General features: G+C 58.5%; 17 protein-coding genes and 1 pseudogene. 7 read left to right on the top strand and 11 right to left on the bottom strand.

All coding sequences use genetic code 11. From position 1 onward, the window contains the following. The first annotated feature begins 274 nt into the window (after positions 1-274). Positions 275-1012 carry a subclass B1 metallo-beta-lactamase gene (gene bla, locus PXH66_RS13590; protein WP_330928356.1) on the top strand — a complete coding sequence of 246 codons (738 nt, stop codon included), beginning with the start codon at positions 275-277 and terminating at the stop codon, positions 1010-1012. 82 nt (positions 1013-1094) lie between these two features. Here bla and PXH66_RS13585 read toward each other — a convergent pair whose 3' ends face one another. The 3 genes from PXH66_RS13585 to PXH66_RS13575 all read right to left on the bottom strand — a co-directional run bounded on the left by PXH66_RS13585 (position 1095) and on the right by PXH66_RS13575 (position 5328). Continuing rightward, a complete protein-coding gene (locus PXH66_RS13585) occupies positions 1095-2045 on the bottom strand; it encodes an ABC transporter permease (protein ID WP_330928355.1) in 951 nt (316 codons plus the stop codon). 588 nt (positions 2046-2633) lie between these two features. Then, on the bottom strand, positions 2634-4154 hold the full coding sequence (locus tag PXH66_RS13580; protein WP_330928354.1) for a sugar ABC transporter ATP-binding protein: 1521 nt from the start codon (positions 4152-4154) through the stop codon (positions 2634-2636). Between the two features lie 238 nt (positions 4155-4392). Further along, positions 4393-5328 (bottom strand): ABC transporter substrate-binding protein, encoded by a 936-nt coding sequence (locus PXH66_RS13575; protein ID WP_330928353.1) that lies wholly within the window; start codon positions 5326-5328, stop codon positions 4393-4395. A 1268-nt stretch (positions 5329-6596) separates the two neighbouring features. Here PXH66_RS13575 and PXH66_RS13570 point away from each other — a divergent pair. The 4 genes and pseudogenes from PXH66_RS13570 to PXH66_RS13555 all read left to right on the top strand — a co-directional run bounded on the left by PXH66_RS13570 (position 6597) and on the right by PXH66_RS13555 (position 10289). Next, complete coding sequence (locus PXH66_RS13570; RefSeq protein WP_330932044.1) at positions 6597-6824, top strand: DUF433 domain-containing protein; 228 nt, start codon at positions 6597-6599, stop codon at positions 6822-6824. Continuing rightward, entirely contained in the window at positions 6821-7096 is a 276-nt protein-coding gene (locus tag PXH66_RS13565) for a DUF5615 family PIN-like protein (RefSeq protein WP_330932043.1), read from the top strand. The genes PXH66_RS13570 and PXH66_RS13565 overlap by 4 nt, the downstream gene beginning before the upstream one ends. A gap of 1429 nt (positions 7097-8525) precedes the next feature. After that, positions 8526-8648, top strand: a pseudogene (locus PXH66_RS13560) (AIM24 family protein); the annotation flags it as partial. Between the two features lie 396 nt (positions 8649-9044). Continuing rightward, positions 9045-10289, top strand: a complete 1245-nt coding sequence (locus PXH66_RS13555; protein ID WP_330932042.1) for a hypothetical protein — start codon at positions 9045-9047, stop codon at positions 10287-10289. A 491-nt stretch (positions 10290-10780) separates the two neighbouring features. Here PXH66_RS13555 and PXH66_RS13550 read toward each other — a convergent pair whose 3' ends face one another. Next, positions 10781-11935: a type 1 periplasmic-binding domain-containing protein gene (locus tag PXH66_RS13550; protein ID WP_330927567.1), complete on the bottom strand. Its 1155-nt coding sequence runs from the start codon at positions 11933-11935 to the stop codon at positions 10781-10783. 70 nt (positions 11936-12005) lie between these two features. Next, positions 12006-13565, bottom strand: a complete 1560-nt coding sequence (locus PXH66_RS13545) for a PKD domain-containing protein (protein ID WP_330927566.1) — start codon at positions 13563-13565, stop codon at positions 12006-12008. 797 nt (positions 13566-14362) lie between these two features. Here PXH66_RS13545 and PXH66_RS13540 point away from each other — a divergent pair. Both PXH66_RS13540 and PXH66_RS13535 read left to right on the top strand, forming a co-directional pair. Beyond that, positions 14363-14686 carry a hypothetical protein gene (locus tag PXH66_RS13540; RefSeq protein ID WP_330932041.1) on the top strand — a complete coding sequence of 108 codons (324 nt, stop codon included), beginning with the start codon at positions 14363-14365 and terminating at the stop codon, positions 14684-14686. 353 nt (positions 14687-15039) lie between these two features. After that, positions 15040-15465 (top strand): hypothetical protein, encoded by a 426-nt coding sequence (locus PXH66_RS13535; protein WP_330927564.1) that lies wholly within the window; start codon positions 15040-15042, stop codon positions 15463-15465. A gap of 231 nt (positions 15466-15696) precedes the next feature. On the opposite strand, the gene PXH66_RS13530 is transcribed toward PXH66_RS13535, so the two are convergent. From PXH66_RS13530 to PXH66_RS13505, 6 genes are all read right to left on the bottom strand, one after another. Next, positions 15697-16824, bottom strand: coding sequence for a lactonase family protein (locus tag PXH66_RS13530; protein ID WP_330927563.1), 1128 nt, complete (start codon positions 16822-16824; stop codon positions 15697-15699). A 113-nt stretch (positions 16825-16937) separates the two neighbouring features. Next, positions 16938-17177 carry a hypothetical protein gene (locus tag PXH66_RS13525; protein WP_330927562.1) on the bottom strand — a complete coding sequence of 80 codons (240 nt, stop codon included), beginning with the start codon at positions 17175-17177 and terminating at the stop codon, positions 16938-16940. Between the two features lie 373 nt (positions 17178-17550). Then, the gene (locus PXH66_RS13520) at positions 17551-18024 is read right to left on the bottom strand and encodes a type II secretion system protein (RefSeq protein WP_330927561.1); all 474 of its coding nucleotides are present in this window, start codon (positions 18022-18024) and stop codon (positions 17551-17553) included. A gap of 121 nt (positions 18025-18145) precedes the next feature. After that, positions 18146-19567: an NAD(P)H-binding protein gene (locus tag PXH66_RS13515; RefSeq protein ID WP_330927560.1), complete on the bottom strand. Its 1422-nt coding sequence runs from the start codon at positions 19565-19567 to the stop codon at positions 18146-18148. 756 nt (positions 19568-20323) lie between these two features. Further along, entirely contained in the window at positions 20324-20815 is a 492-nt protein-coding gene (locus PXH66_RS13510) for a hypothetical protein (RefSeq protein WP_330927559.1), read from the bottom strand. Between the two features lie 15 nt (positions 20816-20830). After that, positions 20831-23449 carry an ABC transporter permease gene (locus tag PXH66_RS13505; protein ID WP_330927558.1) on the bottom strand — a complete coding sequence of 873 codons (2619 nt, stop codon included), beginning with the start codon at positions 23447-23449 and terminating at the stop codon, positions 20831-20833. Positions 23450-23557 lie beyond the last annotated feature (108 nt).

Below are 23557 nucleotides of genomic sequence, written 5' to 3'. Positions count from 1 at the left end.
AGAAAGGCTTCTGCCGGATGTTCGACATCGTCTTTCGTGCGAGGGTATTGAAATGAAATTCCGCGCCTGACGATTTAAATTGTTGGCAAATTTCACTATGCAAAGTGGTTGCGAACATCCCGCTCGTTGAGGCGATGCCCGGACCGGGTTCCGGGTCGCTGAAACGCTTAAAGGAGATTAGGGAATTCGCCTCTGCTCCGAGTCCGGTAGTGAATCCTTTGCGCCCGCAGAGTTTCGAGGTTGTCGTGGCTGGGAAGACCTCTGGAGATGAGGGATGAAAGGGTGGTTAATGCTGCTGGGGTTGCTTGTGATCGGACGCGTGGAGGCCGCAACGTCACGGCCGCAGGTCGAGGTCACTCCGTGGGGCGACGGCGTATGGCTGCACAAGTCTTGGCAGACGGTGGAACCATGGGGGCGCGTGTCTTCCAATGGATTGATTGTGCGTGAAGGGGACCATCTGGTGGTGGTCGACACCGCTTGGGGCACGGAGCCATCGCGGGTGCTGTGGCAGTGGATTGACCAGGAAATCGGACTCCCGGTGAGCCGGTTAATCGTGACTCATTTTCACGCTGATCGCCTGGCCGGTTGGGAGGTATTTGCCGAACACGGGGCGCGGGTGGTGGCATCGGCCCGCACGCTGGAACTGGCGGGGGTGACCCCAACGGATGCGTTCGATCTTTTCCGGCTGAAGCCGGGTGAATCCATCACATCGGGTTCCGTGGAAATTCTCTATCCCGGCCCGGCGCATACGATGGACAACGTGGTGGTTTGGTTGCCGCAGACCACGTTGTTGGTCGGTGGTTGCGCGGTGCGCGCGGCGGAAAGTGACGGGCTCGGAAACGTGGCGGACGCGACGATTTCCGAATGGGCGAACTCGATGCGTCGGGTGCAACAGACGTATCCCGATGCGACACGAGTAGTGCCGGGTCATGGCGCGCCCGGTGGTCGGGAGTTGATCCAGCACACCATTGATCTGGCCGCCGCAGCTGCGCTCGAATTACCGGCGCAGTAGCACGCGGGAAGGGCGGGGAGGTGTCGGGCGTGGAGCCCGCCCAACGTGACTCACGCTGCGTTGCTTTGCCGTGGGTCGGGCTTCACGCCCGACTCCGCCGGCGCAACGCATCAAGCGTGACGGCGGCGACGATGATGCCACCCGTCACCATTTCCTGCACCCAGTTGGCCATCCCGAGTTTGGTGCAACCGTTGGCCACCACGCTCATGATCAGGGCACCGACGAGCGTGCCCATGACCGTGCCTTGTCCACCGGCCAGACTGGCCCCGCCGATCACGACGGCGGCGATGATGTTGAGTTCGAGCCCCACCGCGGTCGTGGGATCTCCGCCGGTGAGATAACCAAACTGCAACATCGCCCCGAGACCCGCGAAGGCCGCACCGATAATGTAGACGAGCACCTTCACGCGCTCCACCGGCACGCCGCACAGTCGGGCGGTGTTTTCATTGGAGCCGACCGCAAACACGTGGCGACCAAAACGCGTGTAACGCAGCATCGCCGCGACGAGCGCGGCAAAGCCGAGCATCAGCCACACGCCGCCGGGCAGGGAGCCTTTCTCACCGAGTTGCATGAGCTCGCTGATCCAGGTGTAGTCGTCGGGATAAATAGGTTGCTGGTCGGCGAGACCTTTGGCCGCGCCGCGCAGCGCGCCCATCATGCCGAGCGTCACGACAAACGGCATCAGGCGCAGTCGGGTGATCAACAGTCCGGAAATGCCCCCGCACGCCCCGCAGACCGCGATTCCCGCCAAGGCTGCTGCCAGCGGAGGCCAACCCGCCTGCAACGCGAGGGCGATGACGATGGTGCCAAGTGCGATGATGGAACCGACCGAGAGATCGATGCCGCCGGCGATGATGACGATGGTCATGCCGAGAGCGGCGATCCCGATCACGGCCGTCTGTTGGAGAATAATGGCGAAGTTGTCCCACGTGACGAAGTTCTCCCAGCGCAATGCCGCAAACAGCGCGCAAATCACGATGAGTCCGATCAACGGACCGGCATTGACGAGAGAGCTAGTGAGTTTTTTCAGCACGAGTTGAGGGGGAGTTTTTTATTCTACAGGAGGAAACAGAGGGCAACAGAGCGGTCAGCCTGTGGGGTTTTACAGAAGGTAACAAAGAGAACGAAGGGGAGTGGCTCCGTTTACCTCCGTTACCTCCTGTGCAAAACGGCGGAGGAGTGGTGTGTATTCCTGAGCGGTGCCAGCACATGAGCCGGTGAGTGGGGTGGATGTTTTTTATTTTACAGGAGGGAACAGAGGGGAACGGAGCCGTCAGCCTGCGGGGCTTTTACAGAAGGTAACAAAGAGAACGAAGGGGAGTGGCTCCGTTTACCTGCGTTTCCTCCGGTGTGAAAACGGCGGAGGAGTGGCTTAGTTTTCTTCGTTTCCTTCTGTAAAAATCATTGTCGTGCTGGGGGCATCGGAGTGGCTCTGTTCACCTCCGTTTCCTCCTGTGTAAAAACGGCGGAGGGGTGGTTTGGTTTTCTTCGTTTCCTTCTGTGAAAATTCATCATGGTGCTGGGGCATCAGAGAGGATCTGTTCACCTCCGTTTTATCCTGTGCAAAAACAAGCATGCTGACGGCGTGGTTCACTTGATTGCCTACGGTAAGAAATCATCTTCAGGCCGCATTCGCGCCGGTGGCGGCAAGCATGATGGTGTGTTCGGTCCATTCGGCGGTGGGGCGCGCCGGGCCTAACGTGCCGCGGCACATGACGGCGATGCGATCGCAGGTGCCGAGGAGCTCCGGCAGATAACTGCTGACCAACAATACCGCTTTGCCGGACTCCGCCAGCTCGTCGATGAGGCGGTAAAGGGTTTGCTTCGCGCCGATGTCGATGCCGCGGGTAGGCTCGTCGAGGAGCAGGATGTCGGCGTCGTTGCGGAGTAGGCGGGCGAAGGCGATTTTCTGTTGGTTGCCGCCGGAAAGCTCACCGATGGCTTGGTCGGGTCCGGCGGCACGCACGCCGACCCGCTGTATCCAGGTTTTGGTTTCGTCGGCCAGTTGGCGCGGCGACAAGCGCCACGGCAGGCGGGGGAGCGTGAGGTTTTCGGCGAGGGAGAGATTGAGCGCCAGCCCTTCGTCCTTGCGATCTTCACTGAGAAAACCGAGTCCGCCCCGCCAGGATTGCGTGGGCTGCGGACGGCCGGAGAACGCGGCGGTTTTGACCGCCCCCGACTGAACGGGCGCGAGGCCGAAGATCGACTTAAGCAGGTCGCTGCGGCCCGCACCGATGAGCCCGGCGAGGCCGAGCACTTCTCCGCGGCGCAATTCAAACGAGGCGTTCAGCACAGCGGGCGCGTTGCGTAGATCGGACACCGCCAGGACGACCTCGCCGGGCGGGTGATCCGAGCGGTGGTAGAGCTCATCGACCGCGCGGCCGACCATGTGGTGGGCGATGGCATCGGTCGAGAGGTTGGCCGTGGGGGCGCTGTGCACGGTCGCGCCGTCGCGCAGGATGGTGCAGTGATCGGAAAGGGCTTTCACCTCTTCGAGAAAGTGGGAAATGTAGACGACGGCGGTGCCTTGATCGCGGAGGCGACGGACGAGCGTGAAGAGCCGGTCGGTGTCGGCGGCGGTGAGGCTGCTGGTGGGTTCGTCGAGGACGAGAATACGGCAGCCGAGGGCGAGGGCACGGGCGATCTCCAGGAGTTGTTGTTCGGCGATGCCGAGCTGTCCGGCGGGCACGTCGAGAGGGATATCGGCGCGGCCCAGTTGGGTGAGGGCGTCGGTGGCGCGTCGGCGGGTTGTCGCCGCATCGAGCAGCGGGCCGCGGGTGGGCTCGGCGCCGAGCACGATGTTGGCGGCGACGGAGAGATGCGGGGCAATGGCGAGTTCCTGCGTCACCATGGCGACGCCAGCGCGGCGGGCGTCGAGCGGACCAGCGGGCGCGTAGGTGGCGCGATCGAGCGTGAGCGTGCCGGCATCCGGTTGATGGATACCGGCGAGCACCTTCATGAGCGTGCTCTTGCCCGCGCCGTTTTCCCCCACGAGGGCGTGAATCTCCCCGGGCCGAATCGCGAGGTCGACGCCCCCCAGCGCGATCGTGGCACCGAAGGCTTTGCGAATGCCGGTAAGCTGAAGCAAAGGAGGAGGACCGTCGGTCGGATGGGTGTCGGTTTTATTGACCACAGATTTCACCGATTGTCACAGAGCTGGTAGGGAAGGAGCCGTCAGCGTGCATTGCTTTTACAGAAGGAAACAAAGGAAACAGAGCCGTCAGCCGGTGGAGTGGATCTGTGCTCATCTGTGTAATCTGTGGTCAAGGTATCCGTAATTTTAACCACAGATTTCACCGATTACCACAGAGCAAGCAGGATGGAGCAGGGGAGTGGCTCTGCTCTCTCTGTTTTCTCCTGTGAAAAACGACGGCGTGGATTCAGTTGCCCAGGACGGCTTTGACCTCGGGGGTGTCGAGGTTGGTTTTGGTGACGAGCACGCAGCCGGTGTCGACGGCGGTTTCGATGGGTTCGCCGCGCAGGTGGGCTACGGCGGTTTTGACGCCGAGGTAGCCCATGCGGGTGGGGTTTTGGGCGACGAGGGCTTTGACGTCGCCGCGTTTGAGGGCGGCGAGCAGGAAGGGTGAGGTGTCGAATCCCACGAGGATCTTTTTACGGGTCAGGCCGGTCTGGCGCAGCGCCAGCAGCATGCCTTGGGTGGACGACTCGTTGGGGGTGAAGATGGCGTCGGCCTCGCGGAGTTTGTCGAGGAGGTTCATGGCGGCGTCCTGGGCGGTGGAGATGGTCGGTCCGGCATAGCGGTTATCGACGATGATCTCGATGCCGGGGTGGCGGGCCATGACGGCGAGGAAACCGGCCTCGCGGGCCATGGTGCTGGCGGAGCCCTCGGCGTAGCGGAGCAGGACGACCTTGCCCTTGCCGTTGATGAGGCGGGCGAGTTCCTCGCCGCCGAGTTGGCCACCGCGGTGGTTGTTGGTGGCGACGAAGCTAATGAACTCGGTGCCGGCTTCGCCCTTGAGCGCGGAGTCGAAAATGACGACCGGCTTGCCGCGTTGCATGGCGGAGCGAGCGGGGGCGCGAAGGGCGGTGTCGTCGAGCGGGGCGAGCACGATGGCGTCGGTGTCGTCGGTGGAGAACTGTTGCACGACGGCGATTTGTTGCGCGCGGTCGTCCTCCTTGAGCGGACCCTTCCAGATAATTTGGGCATCGACCTCGACCCCGGCTTGGCGGGCCCCGGCTTCGACTGATTTCCAGAACGAGTGGGTGGTGCCTTTGGGGATGACGGCAATTTTTTCCCCGGCGGCAAAACCGAGGGAAGCGGAGACAAACAGAAGTAAGGCGCGGAACGATCTCATGGGGTGATGAGGGAGATGGGGGGGAAAGACGCGAAGACGCGAGGGGATCGAAAGGCTCATAACTTGAGCCCGGGGTCGCAAGAGCAACCATGCCGAAATGTTCAACCCGTTAGGTGCGCCCACGGAACACGGGACCAACACATCTCGTCAGGTAGGGCGCTTTCGCCGAAAGCGCCACCGCGTGGGCGTGACTTAGCAGGCTGAAACGCGGTCGTCGCAAGCGACTCCCCTATCGGTGGGCTGGAGCGTCCTGCTGGTGTAGGGGCTTCGCTTGCGAAGACCGGAACGCGGTGGCGTGGCCGAAGGAATTTCACCACCGAGCGCACAGAGCCAAACCGGAGGAACACCGAGCTGGATGAAATAGGAAGCCGTCAGCCCGATGATTTTGCCCACGAAACACACTAAAAACACGAAAATGACCGAGCTCTGAAATCCGGGTGGCCCGGTAGGGCGCTTTCGCCGAAAGCGCCGCTGCGTGGGCGTGACTCAGCAGGCTGAAACGCGGTCGTCGCAAGCGACGCCCCTACGGTGGGCTGGAGCGTCCTGTTGGTGTAGGGGCTTCGCTTGCGAAGACCGGAACGCGTGGGCGAGACCGGACCGATTTTACCACCGAGCGCACCGGAGGAACACCGAGCTGGATGAAATAGGAAGCCGTCAGCCCGATGATTTGCCCACGAAACACACTAATAACACGAAAATGACCGAGCTCTGAAATCCGGGTGGCCCGGTAGGGCGATTTCGCCGAAAGCGCCGCCGCGTGGGCGTGGCTCAGCAGGCTGAAACGCGGTCGTCGCAAGCGACGCCCCTACGGAGGGCTGGAGCGTCCTGCTGGTGTAGGGGCTTCGCTTGCGAAGACCGGAACGCGGTGGCGTGGTTCCGTGATTAGTTGGAGCCGCAGGGAGGCAGATGCGGACCGGGTGGAACCGGTCCCTCCGAGGAGGCAATCGACTTCCACGTCGTTCGCCCATTGCTTCCAGAGTATATGGTTCGGTCAGGTAGGGCGCTTTCGCCGAAAGCGCCGAGTTCGGTTGGACCGGGCCATTGAGGGGCGGGGGCGGTCGTCGCAAGCGACGCCCCTACCATTGGGCGATGTGGTTGGTGTAGGGGCTTCGCTTGCGAAGACCGGAACGCGTTGGCGTGGCACAGCCCAGCAGGATGGACCGTAGTCGAAATACCGCGACGCCTGACTTAATCTGAGGTTCTTGAACCCGGAAAACGACGGCGACGACACGCTTGCCGACCACGAGCTCCGCGCCTAGCTTGGGAGGATGAGCCAGATGCACCGAATCACGTTTAACCCCAAGCAGTGCGCCGGGCGGCCTTGTATCCGGGGCATGCGCATTCGCGTAAAAGATGTGCTCGAAATGCTCGCAGCGGGGGCCACCGAGACGGAGATCCTCGAAAGTTATCCCTACCTAGAACGCGAAGACATTCAGGCGAGTCTTGAATACGCCGCTAAGCAAGTTGACCACGCGGTGCTCTCCTTGGCCACGTGAAGTTCCTGGTCGACGCGCAACTGCCGCCGGCGTTGGCGCTTTGGCTTCGGGAAGCAGGTCACGAGGCCACGCACGTTGAGGACGCTGGTTTACGCGATGCCGAAGACGGCAAAATCTGGACGCATGCGCTGGAAAGCGGCGCGGTGATCATGACCAAGGACGAGGACTTCGCCGCACGGTCGACGCAGGTAGCGAAAGCCCCGGTGATCGTTTGGCTACGCGTAGGTAACGCGACCAACCCTGTCCTACGGACATGGATCGAGGCCCGATAACCGGGCATCGCGCAACTGCTCGCCGCCGAGAAACGCCTGATCGAGGTGGTCTGAATTGCGTATATAACGAGAACAGGTAGGGCGCTTTCGCCGAAAGCGCCGGGTCCGGTTGGACCGGCCATTGAGGGGCGGGCGCGGTCGTCGCAAGCGACGCCCCTACGGAGGGCTGGAGCGTCCTGCTGGTGTAGGGGCTTCGCTTGCGAAGGCCGGAACGCGTTGGCGTGGCCGAAGGAATATTCACCACCGAGCGCACAGAGCCGAACCGGAGGAACACGGAGGCGGATGAAATAGGAAGCCGTCAGCCCGATGATTTTGCCCACGAAACACACTAAAAACACGAAACTGACCGAGCTCTGAAATCCGGGTGGCCCGGTAGGGCGCTTTCGCCGAAAGCGCCGCTGCGTGGGCGTGGCTCAGCAGGCTGAAACGCGGTCGTCGCAAGCGACGCCCCTACGGTAGGCTGGAGCGTCCTGCTGGTGTAGGGGCTTCGCTTGCGAAGACCGGAACGCGGTGGCGTGGCCGAAGGAATTTCACCACCGAGCGCACAGAGCCAAACCGGAGGAACACAGAGCCGGCTGAGATGGATACCGTCAGCCCGCAGGATTTGCCCACGAAACACACGAAAAACACGAAACTGACCGAGCTCTGAAATCCGGGTGACCCGGTAGGGTGATTACGCTGAAAGCGCCGCCGCGTGGGCGTGGCTCAGCAGCCTGAAACGCGGTCGTCGCGAGCGACGCCCCTACGGTGGGCTGGAGCGTCCTGTTGGTGTAGGGGCTTCGCTTGCGAAGACCGGAACGCGGTGGCGCGGCCGAAGGAATTTTACCACCGAGCGCACCGAGCCGAACCGGAGGAACACAGAGCCGGCTGAGATGGATGCCGTCAGCCCGCAGGATTTGCCCACGAAACACACTAAAAACACGAAAATGACCGAGCCTCGGATGCCGGGTCTTTACGAAGGGCGCCGAGCGCTGGGGAAAAGGAGGGTCGTAAGCTCATGCCTGGTCACCCTTGGGGCCACCGGTTTCAGAAGCGGTCTCGGAAGGTTCAGATGCAATCGGGCGTAAAGCCCGACCCACAAGAGTGGGGGGTGGAGGCATCCGCGTGTGGGTTGGACTTTGTGCCCAACGGTTTTACCCGGCACGTGGTCACCAGGGGAGGGACCGGTTCCACCCGGTCCGCGTTTCATCTTCCCAACCGCCGAGATCAATTTTCGATAAAGTCCTGTCATTGGCGGTTTCAGGCTCGCGCTCAGGCGCGAACTTTAGTCAATTTTCGGCATCCGCTTTGCCGGTCTGGCCACTGGCAAAAGCGACTACCCCCCTGCTTTCCTTCTTCTCGGTATGATTCAATACCCGGCCAATTCCTGTGTTCTCTGGCGTGGACCAAGTCCTCGCTCCAGCGGAGCGACGTTGTTTCGCCGACAATGCGGAAAGACATCTCCTTCAAAACCTTACTCGGTCGCGGCAGCGGCGAAAGCATCCAAATGCAGTTCGAAGGCACCGGCTTCGTGCAGCCCTTCGAGGAAGTCTACATGCAACACGGGCAATGAATAACCCCAAGCCCCAAAGCCTGACCCCTTTTTCTGCCCTGACCCCTTTTTCTGCCCTCAACAGTGTCCGGATCGTGGGGCTAAGCCGTTGATGGTTGGGCACGTATGATGCTTGAGGGCGCCGAGATCGATCTCAATTGCCGCCCAAGTCACTTTCGGTGCGTGAGCCGATGCACGCCGTAGCGTGGATCGGTAGTTTCATCTAGGTCCGGCGACCGCAATGCGGACCTCTAAAGCAGCGTGTAGTGGGTCTCTTGGGGCCAGGAAGCGAAGATCTCGGGTTGATTTAGCAAATCGCATTGTTGTGTGGTTATTGCTGCTACAGGCTATTTATCATGTTGTATAATAATTAGTTATATTTTCGTCAATGCATGCGTCATTAGTCAGGGTATTGGCATGACCTTTTCCTCCAATCCTCTGGTCGACGAGACGTTCATGGCGCCAGCTCATCATCTGCTCGCGCACTACGTGCGCAACCGGCGTAAGCAAAACACCGGATTAAGCGACGAACGCTTTTTGACCTGGGGCGTGATGCGCGCACTTGATGCTGATGAGTCAGGCCGGGCGTTTTTGCAGGCCCGGGCCGATCAGGCCGAGTCGCTGCCTCGGAGCACGTGGTTTGATGCGTTCAAATCAAAGCGCCGGCTGGAGATGCTCACCGAGGTCGCGACCAAGAGTTATCAGTATTTTGATCGGGAGTTGGGCGACCGGGACTGGTTGGCTGAGTTTGAGGAACTCAATGATCATCCCGTATGGGCTGTGGATGGACATCAGATCGCTCATGCCACCCACTCTGAGCGCGACGGCAAAGGTCGCTATGTCGCTTCGGGCATGATCTATGGACTCTGTCTGCATCGGGGGCTGATGCGGCCCTTGGCGCGCTTCCAAGGAGACGCCAAACGACGTCACGAGTGGCCCGTGTTTAAGGAAAACTGGCAGCGATGGTTGCAGGGTGAGCCACGCCAGCTGATGCCCATCATCGTCGCCGATCCCGCTTACGTGAACAATCTCTACTGGGTGCTCGAAAAGATCCATCGCCACGCCATGATCATCACCAGGGAAAAGGAAAACATGGAACCGATGATTTACGGTCCCTGCGGGTTTGATCCCGATGACCCGATCAACCGCGGCGTGGTCTCTGACGATCACGCGGGCTACAGCAACGCCGCGCTTCGTCGTATCCACTATCGCGATCCGGCCACCGGCAAGGACCTGGTATTTATCACCACATGCAACCATCTGCGTCCCGGCCTCATCGCGCTGCTCTACTTCCTGCGCTGGAAGATCGAAAAGGCCTACGATGTCTTTAAAAACCGGCTCGGCGTCACCAAGGCGTGGGGCACCGGCGATACCGCCGCGCTCATGCAGGCTCACTTCGTCGCCTTGCTGCACAACCTGCTGACCGTGTTACTGGCCAGACTCGAACATACCGGCCTGAGCGAAACCAAGGTCATCGATCGGCAGAAAAAGCGTCGCGACAAGCTACCTCCCGACAAGCAGGTGCCCGCTCAAAATAACGTGCGATATGCCTTCGCCCTGACGTGCCAGTTTATCCGCACCGTCCGCAATGCCTTGCGCTACAAGATCCCCTGGGAGGATGCCTATCCGCTATTTAAGCTGCGCATGAAAAGTTACTTATGACTCTATATCCGGACACCGTTGCTTCGCTCAAACTCTGGTCGCCCAAAGCACAGGAGCCATGCCGAGTGGGTTGAAAAGTAATCCCAACCGTGATATGTTTTGTATACGCTCTTCAAAGGACTCGCCTTCCGGTAAATCCATAGTTTGGAAGTCATACGTGTCGGTTACTGTGTTAATCGACATATAAATGATACATATGACATACAGCAAGGTTAGAGCTGCGCCGGCGAAGGCAGCAGTTTTATTGAACTTTGGTGACGCGTTTGAAACGCCCCCATGGTTTTCTAATGAAGGGAACCATAGCCCGATGAAGCATGTGAGGGGTGGTAGCCAAAGGCCTCCGATTGAAACAACTGCTTCTGTCAGTGAGTCGGATCTGAACGGTTGGTTTTCTCCGGAATTTGGAAGAACAAGAAAACTATATAGAATAACAATTAAGCTAACCAACCAAATTATGAAAAGTGTAGAGATGAATCGACTTTTTGTCATGATCATCTGGAGATTAGAATAGTGAGTATGTTATCAAGAACGGATTCACTATCCGTGGTATTGATTTGAGAACCAGGTGCTGTTGTGAGTTTTAAAAATTTTAAGCTCTCTATTTCTTCCCAACGTCTTGACGCACGTCTTCTGATTTTGACAATTTGACTGGCACTGATTTGGACTCCTTTAATTCCAGATATAGAGTCGGGGGGGGAGTCGAAAATTAATCGAATCTCTAGTCTGGATTTTGCAACAAATGTATTTGGAGAAACAGGAATTTGGGTCCATTTACTTGCGATTAATATGTTTATTTTCTCCCAATCAATGTCAGAATCTACTAGTTCGATGTTTGGGCTATTTTCTAATGTATTAATTACAGCGTATATTATTCCTGTCTTATTAACGTTTTTATCGTCGTCCAAAAACTGAGTAGCGAGCTCGAATGAGGAAATAGCTCCAAAGGCTCCTAATCCTCTGTCTGGTAGAATATTAATCTCGTATTCACTAGAATGGGAAAATATTCTTTGGGATATCAGATTTATCCTATTTTTAAGATCGTATATGTAGTGAAAGTCATTGTATTTGGCTTGATCTAATATCGTAACGCTAATCTTGAAAACTCCACTACTGAACGTTATTTCAAAATTATCAGATGAGATGTCTTTATAGGTTGTGTAATTTTTAAGATCTGAACTTATGGCTTTCGGAATTATTTGGCAGAAGGCCCTTAGCACATTTGAATTATTTTTGTGCGTTGTTATGGGAATCGGCAAATTATGCTCAAACAGCGTCATCCTCGCTGGATCTGTTTTCAACAGCTTATTTGGCAGGTATTTACCTTTGCCGATAGCCTTTTCTTTCCGAAGCTTGGCGAAAATATAAGTTTCCGCCTCGGCCTCTTGAAGCATTCCTGTTTCTGGTATCATCAATTCAAGGGTCTCGTCCTCAATTTTGCTAATTTTCAGAGTAGTATAGGTGGCGGGGTTACTTCCATCTCCAGGGTATAGATGTATCTCGCTGTTGCGAATACGGAATCCACCTTCCTCTAGTGAATGCGGGTCAGACCCCATTGACCACTGGTATTTTTTGTCTTTTTCAAATTCGATGAAAATATTTAAGGATGAGCTGTTTTCGGTGTGTCCCTCCCATTTTCCTTCAATCAAGTTGTAGAGTGATTCAGCGCGAATAAGTGTGCATATAACGCAAAATAGAATTGAGTAAAGTTTCATAAATTTAATTATATAAAATCCACTCTTTAACATCACTGGTATATGCGTGATTTGAGTCTATATACACGTGAATCTTTGTGTATAATTTATTTCTATATCCAGCCCCTCGAATAATGTTCAATGCATAATATGGAAGCTCTAAACGGTTTTTAAATATAGATTCAGAGAAATCATAATCATTTTCATTTAGTCTAATGACACCTGATTTTACTGCTACATTTCCTAGACTGTCCTTAAATCGAGTCTCCAAGGGATTTGCCACAAGTGGCTCGATGAATCCGTATTGAGTCAAATAGTCGAAGGTTGCGATTATCTCTATCTTTTTACCTTTAACGCCTGTCAAGATTCCTTCTAACAAAATTCTCATGGCGGGCGCAAGGAAACCTGCATTTGGGTCTCTAATTTGAATATTATGCGTTATTTTAATATCATCAATTTCACATGATGGTTCTTCGTCAGGCACTTCAGAGACGATAATGTAGTTTGACTTATATTCAAATTCGGAACCTGCTTGTCCACTCGCTACTAGTCTGATTTCATATAGACCTGGGTTTTCATACCTGTGGATTGGGTTGAACTCATCGGAAATTGTTCCATCTCCAAAATTCCAATTAACTTTGTCGATTTTCCCTGATGATGTATTTGTAAATTTTACCGAAAGAGGTGCTGTTCCTTCTCTTGGAATTGCAGTAAAATCAGGCTTAATTTTCTCGAGAATCGAAATTTTTCTTTGACTGATGTCCGAACTAGTATTGTTCGCTACTTTTAGGGTAACTACATAGTCGCCAGGGTTTTTAAAGGTGTAGGATGGATTTTTTTCCGTCGACGTTTCTCCATTTCCGAAATTCCAACTCCATAGAGTGACTTCACCTTCGGATGTATTATCAAATGTTACCTGTAGTGGCGCGACCCCTAGCAAAGACGAAGGAGTAAAGTTGGATGTTATGCTGTTAGGAGTTGATTTTGCACGAAGCCACCCTTTTCGTATATAGGCTTTCCTGACATTCTTAGCAGGGTAGCCTTCTGTCTCTCCTTCCTCGTTACCAAGATCTAACCAAAGATAAGCTTGTTCCAAATTGGCATTTAAATGGTATAGTGCCCAGCCGCTCCATTCATCTGCAATAAGTTCGTTTTCTTTTCTTTTCTTCTTATCGCCAGTTATAATATGAGTATAATGTATATGCGCTGCTTCGTGAGCTAAGAGGCCAAGTGCGGCCCAATTACGATTTTCCTCAGAGTCGTTCTCCATCTGATCAAGTAACCAAACCTCATCATAGTATATTTCCCGCTCTCCCGTGGGTGATACTTTTGCTCGTGCATTGCTGACAGGAGCTTCATAAAAAGAAACAGTTTCAGATTGAATGCCATTGGTTTCGAGAATTTTACGGAGCCAAACGACAGCTATTTCGGATGGCGAAGTTCCTATTATTTCGTCAAATACCAAGGTGTCGTGAAATCCACCACAGGTTGCTTCAATGTCGGAATTGGTTATTACGATGTAATCGTTGGCGGTGGTAATTTGATTAATGCATAAAAGAATGGCAAGTTGAGTTAAAGTCTTCATATTTTAGCATGGAAGTTATTGAGGTCTTTTGAGGGTAGTGGGGGCCGTGACTAGTCTCCTATTGACCCGCAAATTATTGGCAAGAATGGAGTTTGATTACGGAAGTAAATAAGGGTAATTGCCTAGAATAATATGATTATGTTTGATTTTAAGTGCATTGAGGGGACCTTCAGAAGGGGTCGAACGCACAAAATATCCATACCGCGACGACTTAACGACAAAATTGCTTAGACTCACTGCCGTGCGGGGGTTGTCAGTCCAGTCAATGATCGCTTGGGACAGCCAAAACGGGACAGGACAGCCAAAACGGGACATTGTTTGACTCTTGACTGATGCGGCGGCTGCGATGGGGACGGACGGCAGGACTAGATTTTCCCCGACAATTTGAGCCAGTTTTGGGCATGAAAATTGGGGAAGCTCAGAGGATCGAGATTCAAGGGCGCTCTTTATGGTTAAACGCGGGGGAGAACCCGAAAATCGTTTCAGGTTTCGGGCTGGTATGAACCTAATTAACGCAGTTCACAGAAGGTAACAAAGTTAACAAAGCGATGTAATAAAGTGAGTTAAAACGATTAAACTGCATGGCATGCAACTCACCTTACGGGTGAATGAATTGATGCCCATAATCGCCTGCAACTCGTTCCAGCTTCGTGCTCTTCGTTGCCTTCTGTAAAATCCAACTGCGGAATCTCGGATGAACCGAGGGTGGAATATGGAGAGTTGTTTGGAATCGGGGGTGGGGTGGTTTGCATTCGGAGCGCGCTTCGCTCAGGTTGCTGGGGATGTCAGGAATTCGCATGCAGGCTTCGTTGGGGGGGCCATCGACCAAAAACCCGTTGGCGCGGTTGTTATTCGGTTTGGTGGGTCTCGTGCTTGTGGTGGGATTTATCGCGTTGCTTGTGGTCGTCGCGATTCCGTTGGCGATCGCCGCGGTCGTGATCGGGGCTTTGGCCACCGTAATTCTCCCGCGTCTCAAGCGCCGTCGCGTTTCTCCGACTGCTACGCCTGAGCCCACGGCACCTCCGCGGCAACCTCGCGGGATTCAGCAGATGAAGCGGGTGGAGCCGGTGGCACCGCCTCGCACGGTGGAATCGTCGGAAGTCGATAAGACTGGGTCTTAAATGTCGCCCCACTTGCGGTGGTTGGCTGTTCGACATCGTCGATGTCGATGCCACTCGAACCGGCACGAGGCCGTGGCAGCTTTGGGGGGGATTTTTGATTTTGAATTCGGGATTTTGGATTCGGGCGGATTCTGCGCGGGGGCGGGTGGCGTGGGTGGGGAGGTAATGGTGAAATCGAGTGAGCGGTTTGCCCGCTATTTTGCGCATTGGGTGGAGTCGGTCACTTCGGTTTCCGATTCCCCAGGCCCCTGACGGGTTTCCTCGGGATTCACCCCTTCGGATATGGGCCAAACAACGGGCAGGCGCATTTCCATCCCCATGTCATCCCTCCCCGTTGAAAACCATACCCTGCCATGAATGCGAAAAAAGTAAGCGATCTGGTCTCCAACCTCGATGCCGCCGCCACCAACGGCCCGATTCCGTATCCCGCGCTGGCGGGGTGGCGACTCAAGTCGGTGAATGGAGGTCTCACCTACCTGGTCAATCCCCAGGGGTATCGTCAGGCGATTCTCGACGATACGACCTACGCCAATCTTTTCACCACGTCCGAGGGAATTGTGCCGGTGCTTGATATCGATTCGATTGCCGAAGGGCCTTCATTTACGCCGGGTTCGATCCTCGCGCGTGGCGACAACAATGCCACGGTTTACCTCATCACCGACGGCAAGCGCTGGGGTATCAGCAGCGTGGCGGTGATGACTCAATACCATTTCAAATTCCCCGACAGCACGGTGCCCATGATTCTGTTGGACTTCATCCCGAACGCATTTTGGGCCTGATCTTCATTAGCCCGCTCCCTCGAACATGGTTTCGGGTGGAGCGGGGGGAACGCGCCAGCGATTGCGCCGGAAGTCGACTCGGGCAAAAAGAATTCACTCCGCCGCATTCTCGTTTGGTCGATCAAGCGCACGCGGTGGTTGGTTCTGCAGTCGTCGATGACCAGAGGTCCGGCACGAAGGCGGGGCGGCTGGTGGCGCTGACGGCGCGGGTGGCTTGAACGCGCCTGGGGCTCAATCGTGGGGGACGAAGAGCACGCAGACGGAGCGGGCGACGGTGATTTCCTGGCCGGTGGCGGTGAGGTCGCCGGTTTGATCGTTCACCCGAAATGCGGTCAGGTTGTGCGAGTCTTGGTTGGCGCAGAGGAGCCAACGTCCGTCGGGACTGAGCACAAAGTTGCGGGGGTTCTGGCCGCCGGTCGGCACGGCACCGGTTCGCGTCAGCGTGCCCGTCTTTTCGTCGCGAGCGAAGATCGCGATCGTATTGTCGCCGCGATGGGCGGCGTAGATGAAGCGTCCGTTGGGGTGGGCTCGGATTTCGGAGGACGATATCCGGCCGTGATAGTCGGCCGGTAAAATCGACAGGTGTTGGCGTGGTTGCAGGGCCGCGTCCGTTGCGTCGTAGGCGAGCACGGTGATTGAGCCGTCGAGTTCGTTGAGCACGTAGAGGGTGTTTCCGTCGGGCGAGAACGTGCTGTGGCGCGGGCCGGCTCCGGCGGCAATGATGGCATCGTGCGAGGGTTGCGCGTGGAGGGTCGCGGCGTCGCGGGTGAGGTCGTAGGCCAGCACGCGGTCGAGACCGAGATCGGCCACGAACGCGAACCGGGCGTCGCGGGAAATCGTCACCGAATGCGCGTGCGGGGCTTCTTGGCGGTCCGGGTTGGGGCCCAGGGGTCCGTGATGTTTGATGAGGTCACCGCCGGGACCCAAGCGTCCGTCTTCCGTGAGTGTCCACTGGGTGGTGTAGCCGCCGCCATAACTCACGGCAATCAAGCGGCGACCTGCAGGATCCACCGCCAGATGGCAAAACGTGCCGGATGTCACGGTGCGTCGATTGAGCTCGGTGAGGGCGCCACTCGCCGGGTCCATCGTCAGGGCCACCACGCCGCCTCGTCCGTCGGCGTCGCGGGTGAGCGCGTAGACGATCCGGTGTTGCGGGTGCAGCGCGAGGAACTCCGGATCGGGCATGGCTTTGACCAATCGCGCTTTGGTCATCGCTCCGGTGGTCGGATCGAGGGTCGTCGCGTAGATGCCCTCGCTGCCATCTCGAGTATATGTTCCCAGGAGGACGGTAAATGGTTCCGCGTGCACGAGCGGAAGCATCAAAACCAACCAGAGACCGAGCAATCGAAACCTTGGCATGAGGTCTACGCTAAGCGGGTGTTTCGAAAATAAGAAGTGTCATCGCCGGGAACGCCGCGCGGTGCCGTGCTACCCGCATCGGATAGCACCGATGGGCAGCATGCGGCGACCGTTCACAACGACTCCCGCGGCGGCGAGGCCGGGGTGGGTGGTTGCTTGGTGATGAAAAAGGCCAGGGCGACCCCCATGAGGGAAGGGGCGGCGGACATGGCGGCTACAGCCCACATGCCGGAGCTGGAGATGTCGCGGAGCAGGCAGAAGGCGAGGGCGACGATTCCGACGGAGGCGAAGCTGCAAAAGACAGCGATCAAGACCAAGGGATTGGCGGGAGCTTTGGCGGTGGAGTGATTCATGATGACAGCGGTGGGGGGAGGGTTTGCGGTCACGGCTCGAGGCCGCGACCGACTCGTGGAATTTTTGTGGTTTCACAGATGAGTGCCACGTGCGGTCGGATGGGTGACATGGTTTTTTGAAAAACTTGGGGGTGTTTCCGCCCCCTTAGCCGCGGGTCGTGACCGGGAGGTCGGTAGGGCTGATGCGCCCGCCGTGCGACGGGGGCGGATCGATTCGGTTTAACCGTGAGGCACACTCCGATGCGGGAGCTGCATGGCCGTGCGAGCGTTCAACCAAGCCAACACGTCTTGCGGGATGCCCGTGAGGTCAGGTGGGGCGTGACCTTTGCTGGCGGGGCGGGGCGCGGCGATCGTTGTCCACCCGATACTCCCGTCAGGGTTGGAGAATGTAGGAGTAGCGGCCGGTGGTTCCCTGATATTCGCCGGAGGTGAGGCTACCATCGTCGAAGGTGGTATCAAAGGCCAGAAGCTCCGCTTCGGTAACGGTGACGTCGGTCACGGACACGGCGGCGGTGACGCCGAACACACCGTAGTCCCAATCGTATCGACCTCCGAGCGGGGTCACGCCCGCGAAGGTCGAATTGTCCAGGGTGCTTTTGTCCCCGGCCATTTCGGGCGGGATCACCCCGATCTGTGCATCGGCCGGATAAGTGCCGTGCTCGAGGGCGTAGGTTTCAAAAGCGTCGGCAAAGACCCGCAGATCGTTGGCCACCGCCGAATGGCGAGACTTGGTCCGCACGCGTTGAAATGCGGGAATCGCCATGGCCGCGAGCAGGCCGATGATGACGACAACGATCATGATTTCAACGAGGGTGAATCCGCGGGGTTTGGACTTGGGGTAAGGCATGGAGCGATTGAGGGGTAAGCCGTTACGTAATCGATGCGGAGAACGTCGCTCAAGCGATTACGTGCCGGGTGGGTAAGAATGCTGATGCGCCCGGCGGCGTCGGCGCGATCCGCGGCGCTGATCAGACTTGGCGACCGAGGTGGCGGCCAAAAGCGCGCATGACCCAGAGGTGGACAACGGCTTGCGTGCGGGCGTAGAGCCACCACGGCAGGGCGGGGGAAAAGCCGTGGATCGAGGCGATGAGGCACTGGGTTTCCGGAAACAGGCGAAACTCGAAGCGTCCGGGCGGCGTGACGCGGCGGGCGAGCAAACCGCCGGTGATGTGGTAGGCGCGGCGGCGGTTGCTTTGGTGGGAATGCGGGGTAGGCGTGAGTTCGAGCAAGACCCAGCGGCGCGCCAAGCGGAAGTGCAGCACGCCGTCGGAATCTTGGGTCGCGCTCACGATACCACCGAACCGGCGGGTGAGCCAGGTGCCGTAGGCGTCGCAGACTTGGGCGGCGTCCCAGCCGGTGGGCAGCGGCATGCGCTGCACGGAACGGACGCGGCGCTCGCGGCGGATTTTCTGGCGGTCAGTGCGTTGGGTGGTGCTGCGGGGATTGGGCAGTGGGTGGCCGTCGGCATCGACGGCGCGGCGCAGGGATTCCGCCAGGGGCACGAGCTGAGGGCGGAGACGATCAAGGAGGGGATTGTCCTGGGCGGAGAGGTCGTGACGCAGGCTTTCCTGCAACGGACCGACCAGCGCGAGGGGCACGCCGCCGAACAAGGCCACCCAGTGTTGCGACAGGGTGAAGAGATTGAACGGCACGTCGATCGAGCGCACGCGGCGGCCGAGACCGCGCGCGGTGGCGTGGATCAACTCGCCATAGGTCATCGGTTGGTGTCCGCCGAGGTCGTAGGTGCCCGACGCGAAGGCGGACTCGGTCATCGCGAGTTTTATGGCGGCGCAGATGTCCTGCACGTCGATGGATTGGGTGAGTGAACCGGCCCAGTCGGGGAGGATCATGACGGGCAGGCGACGCACGAGATTGACCAACATCGAGAATGACGAACCGCCCGCCCCGAAGATGAGGCCGGCGCGAAGCACGGTGACGTTTACCGAGCGGCTGCGCAGCACGGCTTCGACCTCGCGACGTGACCGCAGGTGGGGCGAGAGGCTATCGCCGTCGGGCGGCATGAGCCCGCTGAGATAAATGACGTGGCGCAGTCCGGCGCGTTCGGCGGCGCGGATGAAGTTGTCGGCCAGCAACAGATCGGTGTCCTCGAAGTTGCCCTGCATGAGGCGGCTCGACGGCGCCATGGAGTGCACCAAATACACGCCGATATCACAGCCCTGGAGGGCCGAGGTGAGCTGGGGCAGGGAGTAGAGATCGCATTGCCGCCACTCGGTCGCGGAGGTGGAGGGGTTGGCCTCGAGAATGCTGGGACTACGCGTGAGGGCGCGAAAGCGGCAGTCGTCAGCCAGGGCCCGGCGCAAGTGCGTGCCCACAAAGCCGCTGGCACCGCTGAGTGCGACCAAGGGCAACGTGGATTCGGATTGAGCCATGCCGCAGTCAAACCGAGCGGACCGCCGGACACAACCTGCGGGAACGGTTGCCCGGTTAACGCCGAGAAAGGCGAGGCGTGCCTGGGTGGGAGGGAGCGCCTGCGAGCAGTCGGCCTACGATGGTGGATGGGAGCGGCAGCACGGACCGGGTGGAACCGGTCCCTCCGGGGATCGGAATGTAGGCCGCGAGCTTGCTCGCGCCTCGGTTGGAGGTGCCTTCGTTTTCTTTGTTACCTTCTGTAAAACCAACGGGACGACCCAATCGGACTTCACACGAAGGCCGCAAAGTCCGCCCAGATTCACACCGCCAGCGCTTTGCGAACTTCGTGTTCTTGGGGTAAAATTCAATTCATACGGGACGATGGTATAAACCTCAGCCAGTAGCGACGGGAGCGCCTGCAAGCAGGCGGCCTACGTGGGTGGATGGGAGCGGCAGCACGGACCGGGTGGAACCGGTCCCTCCGGGGATTCGAATGTAGGCCGCGAGCTTGCTCGCGCTTCGGTTGGAGGGGGCTTCGTTTTCTTTGTTACCTTCTGCAAACCAGCAGGACGATCCAATCGGACTTCGCACGAAGGCTGCAAAGTCCGCCCAGAATCACATCGCCAGCGCTTTGCGAACTTCGCGTTTTTGGGGTAAAATTCAATTCATACGGGACGATGGTCTAAACCTCAGCCAGTAGCGACGGGAGCGCCTGCGAGCAGGCGGCCTACGTTGAGACTACCACTCAGGATCGTGCGTGCGGGGCGAGGAGGCAGTTAGGCGCGGTGGAAGAGGTAGGTGCCGATGACGCGGGGGCGGGGGCCGAAGGACGTCGCTTCCAATTGGATCACTTTTACTTGCAATAGTTTGCCGGCGGAGACCGTTTCCAGCGTCAGGACGGTGGAATCATCCGGCACGAGAGGGGACTGTATTCGCACCATGGTTCCTTCACCTTCGTCGGCTTCGTAGGACACCGTTCTCCAACTACGCTCGTCCACGGTGAGGCGGGTGGATCCCACGAAGTTCAAATTGAGATAACTTTTGCCGGGTCGTATGCGAACTTGAGCGGTGCCGCCGTAGTTGGCGCGGCCAAGCTCGGCATCGAACTGCAGGTTGAACAGAGCATGGAGCGATACGCTGTCACCATCGCCGATCTTCACGCCTTTGTCGGCGAAAGTGCCCGCAATATCACGGGCCAACACGGGGGAGATCAGGAGGCTGGCCAGCGCAGCGAAGCGCAGGGTGTGGCGGATGAATGAAGAACGCATGATGGTGGGGTGGGGTTATTCGGCGCGTAGCACCGCGATGGGATCGGCGCGGGCGGCACGCCAGGCGGGGAGAAGGCTGGCGAGCGTGCCGGTGGCCGCGAGGGTGGCGACGGCGAGGAGATAACTCACGGGGTCGAAGTGGTTGATGGCGTAGAGCTGGGACTGCAGCAGTCGGGAACCGACCGCGGCCAGAACCGTTCCGGCGAGCAGACCGAGGCCGATCAGCCGCAGGCTGTCGCCGAGGATGAGGTTCATGATGTTGCGAGTGGTCGCGCCCAGGGCGATGCGGATCCCCATCTCACGCATGCGTTGCGCGGCGGTATAGGTCATGAGACCAAAAACGCCCATGGCCGCCAGCGCCAGTCCGACGCACGCAAACAGCCCGAAAATGCTGAGGAAAATTCGGCGTAGCCCCATCGAGCCATCGGCCCGATCTGAAAGCCGGTGAAGGTTGGTCAGAGCGAGCCCGGGGTGGGCTTCTTCGACCGCGGCTCGCACGGATTTAATCAAACTCATCGGATCGACGTGGGCCCGCAGAACGTAGCTCATCGGTAAGGAAAGCCGGGCCTGCGCCACGAACAGTTGAGGGATGGGATCATGGCCCAAGTGGTAGCGCGCCGTATCGCCGACGATGCCGACGATTTCCCATTGTTCGCCGCGCCAGACAATCGGGCTGCCGAGGGCGGGTTCGTTTTCAAACAAAAGGTCCGCCAGGCGGGAGTTGACGAGGGCCGCGCGGGGCGCCGCCGCTTGATTGTCCGCGGCCGTGAGGGGGCGTCCTCGCAGGAGTGGAATTTGTAGCGTGTTGAAATAGCCGGGTGAAACGCTGTCGATCCCGACTGTCAGGCCCACCGCGTCCAGATCCTGAGTGATCCGGCGCACCGCTTCGGTCCGGTATTCAACCTTGCTCATCGGCACGGCCGAGGTCGCACCGGCGGCAGCGACGCCGGGAATACGGTGCAGCTGGGCGATCACCTCGTCGGTGAAGCGGGCGCTGCTGTCGGCGTCGGGGGTGCGTTCGGCGGGGGCCGAGAGACTAAAGTAGAGCACCCCTTCCCGGGTGAATCCGGGGTCGGAAGCGGCTACGTTCTGCAGGCTGCGCAGCAGGAGGACCGCCATGATGAGCAGAGCGACGGTGCAGGCGCATTCCGCGATGACCAAGCCGGACTGCAGACGACGGCGTTTACCCGTGGCCACGCCCTGCTGGCCTTCCTTGAGATGGGTGTTGATACCCGGTCGGGCGCAACGGAGGGCCGGCAGGAGGCCGCAGACCAAACCGGACAACACGGTGGCGGCCGTGGCAAAAAGCAGCACCCGGTAGTCGAGGCTGGTTTCAACAAAACGCAGCATGTCCATGTTGGTCCACCGGGTGAATCCCTGGAACAGCGCGACCCCGGTGACCGCGCCCAGCAGACCGCCGAGGGTGGCCAACAGCATGGTCTCGGTGAGGAGCTGCCGCACGATGCGGCTGGTCGAGGCACCGAGGGCCAGGCGAAGTGCGATCTCGCCCGACCGGGCGCGGTTGCGGGCGAGGGCGAGGTTGGTGATGTTGACACAGGCGATCAGCAGGATGGCAGCCACCACCAGGGCGGTCATCATGAAGGCGGGTTTGTAGGTGCCGTAGCTGGCGTCGCGCCAGCTCTGGATCGTATCGCGCCAATCGCGCTGTTCCGGCAGGTAGGAGTCTGGATGGGCCCCGCGTGTGCTCTGGAGTCGCGTCTGGGCCGGGCCACGATCGACGTCGGGATTCAGGAGGGCGAAGGTCGACATATCGTAGTCGCTTCCGGGGGCGCGTTTGGCCTCGTTGAGGAGCACATCGGAGGGGACGAAAATCGCGTTGTCGTAGGGAAACGCCCAGGGTTCGAGCACGCCGATCACTTCGTGTCCGACTCCGTCGAAAACGAGTTGCGCGCCGAGGATGTCCAGATCGCCGCCCAGCTGTTGTTGCCAAAATTCGTGACTGATGACCGCAACGTGACCCCGGCCCGGCTGGTATTCTGAGCGATGAAAGCCCCGTCCCTGCGCAAGACGCGCGCTGAATATCTCGAACAGTCCGGCGGTCGTTTCGGTCAGGTGGACCGGACGGGGATGGTCGCGGCCGGTGAGGGTTGTCCCGCGTAAATGATAGCCGCCCAGCTGTTCAAACAGGTCGTCGTTTTCCTGCCACCGGGCGAAGGAGGCACCGTTGCTGTCGTAACTGATTTCGCCGGGAGGGGACTCCGCAAGGAAGACGATGCGGTCCGAGTTGGGGTAGGCGAGCGGGCGTAGCAACAGACTGTTGAGCAGGCTGAAGCACGCCGTGTTGCAACCGATGCCGGCGGTGAGGGTGAAGATGACGACAAGGGCGAACCCGGGGGATTTGCGCAGGTTGCGAAAGGCGTATCCAGTATCATGACACAATTGTTCCAACCACACCCAGCCGCGTTCGTCGCGGGTGCGCTCCTGAGTCGCGACGACGTTGCCAAATTCACGCAGCGCGGCGAAGCGCGCCTCGCGGGGCGACATACCCTGGGCGATGTTGGCCTCGGTCGCCATCTCCACGTGAGTGCGCACCTCCTCGGCGAGTTGGGCGTCCCATTGTTTTCGGGTAAAAAGTGATTTCAGCGAATACGAGAAGGAGGACCACCAGCGCATGAGGAATGAGGGGTAAGGGAAGGTTGGTCGGAGGGTGGATTTACCGAAGGCAACGAAGAGAACGAAGCGGAGGGGCAGATGAGGGAGCGCCTGCGAGCAGGCGGCCTA

Source organism: Synoicihabitans lomoniglobus (assembly GCF_029023725.1).
GTDB classification, from domain to species: Bacteria; Verrucomicrobiota; Verrucomicrobiia; order Opitutales; family Opitutaceae; genus Actomonas; species Actomonas lomonigloba.
Note: the sequence above shows the minus strand (reverse complement) of the source record. Positions and strands in the feature narration are given on the sequence as shown.

Coding starts and splice junctions, on each gene's coding strand:
- PXH66_RS13535 (WP_330927564.1), top strand. CDS start 15,040: ATGAATGCGAAAAAAGTAAGCGATCTGGTCTCCAACCTCGATGCCGCC.
- PXH66_RS13545 (WP_330927566.1), bottom strand. CDS start 13,565: ATGAAGACTTTAACTCAACTTGCCATTCTTTTATGCATTAATCAAATT.
- PXH66_RS13510 (WP_330927559.1), bottom strand. CDS start 20,815: ATGCGTTCTTCATTCATCCGCCACACCCTGCGCTTCGCTGCGCTGGCC.
- PXH66_RS13570 (WP_330932044.1), top strand. CDS start 6,597: ATGAGCCAGATGCACCGAATCACGTTTAACCCCAAGCAGTGCGCCGGG.
- bla (WP_330928356.1), top strand. CDS start 275: ATGAAAGGGTGGTTAATGCTGCTGGGGTTGCTTGTGATCGGACGCGTG.
- PXH66_RS13520 (WP_330927561.1), bottom strand. CDS start 18,024: ATGCCTTACCCCAAGTCCAAACCCCGCGGATTCACCCTCGTTGAAATC.
- PXH66_RS13515 (WP_330927560.1), bottom strand. CDS start 19,567: ATGGCTCAATCCGAATCCACGTTGCCCTTGGTCGCACTCAGCGGTGCC.
- PXH66_RS13575 (WP_330928353.1), bottom strand. CDS start 5,328: ATGAGATCGTTCCGCGCCTTACTTCTGTTTGTCTCCGCTTCCCTCGGT.
- PXH66_RS13505 (WP_330927558.1), bottom strand. CDS start 23,449: ATGCGCTGGTGGTCCTCCTTCTCGTATTCGCTGAAATCACTTTTTACC.
- PXH66_RS13525 (WP_330927562.1), bottom strand. CDS start 17,177: ATGAATCACTCCACCGCCAAAGCTCCCGCCAATCCCTTGGTCTTGATC.
- PXH66_RS13555 (WP_330932042.1), top strand. CDS start 9,045: ATGACCTTTTCCTCCAATCCTCTGGTCGACGAGACGTTCATGGCGCCA.
- PXH66_RS13530 (WP_330927563.1), bottom strand. CDS start 16,824: ATGCCAAGGTTTCGATTGCTCGGTCTCTGGTTGGTTTTGATGCTTCCG.
- PXH66_RS13540 (WP_330932041.1), top strand. CDS start 14,363: ATGCAGGCTTCGTTGGGGGGGCCATCGACCAAAAACCCGTTGGCGCGG.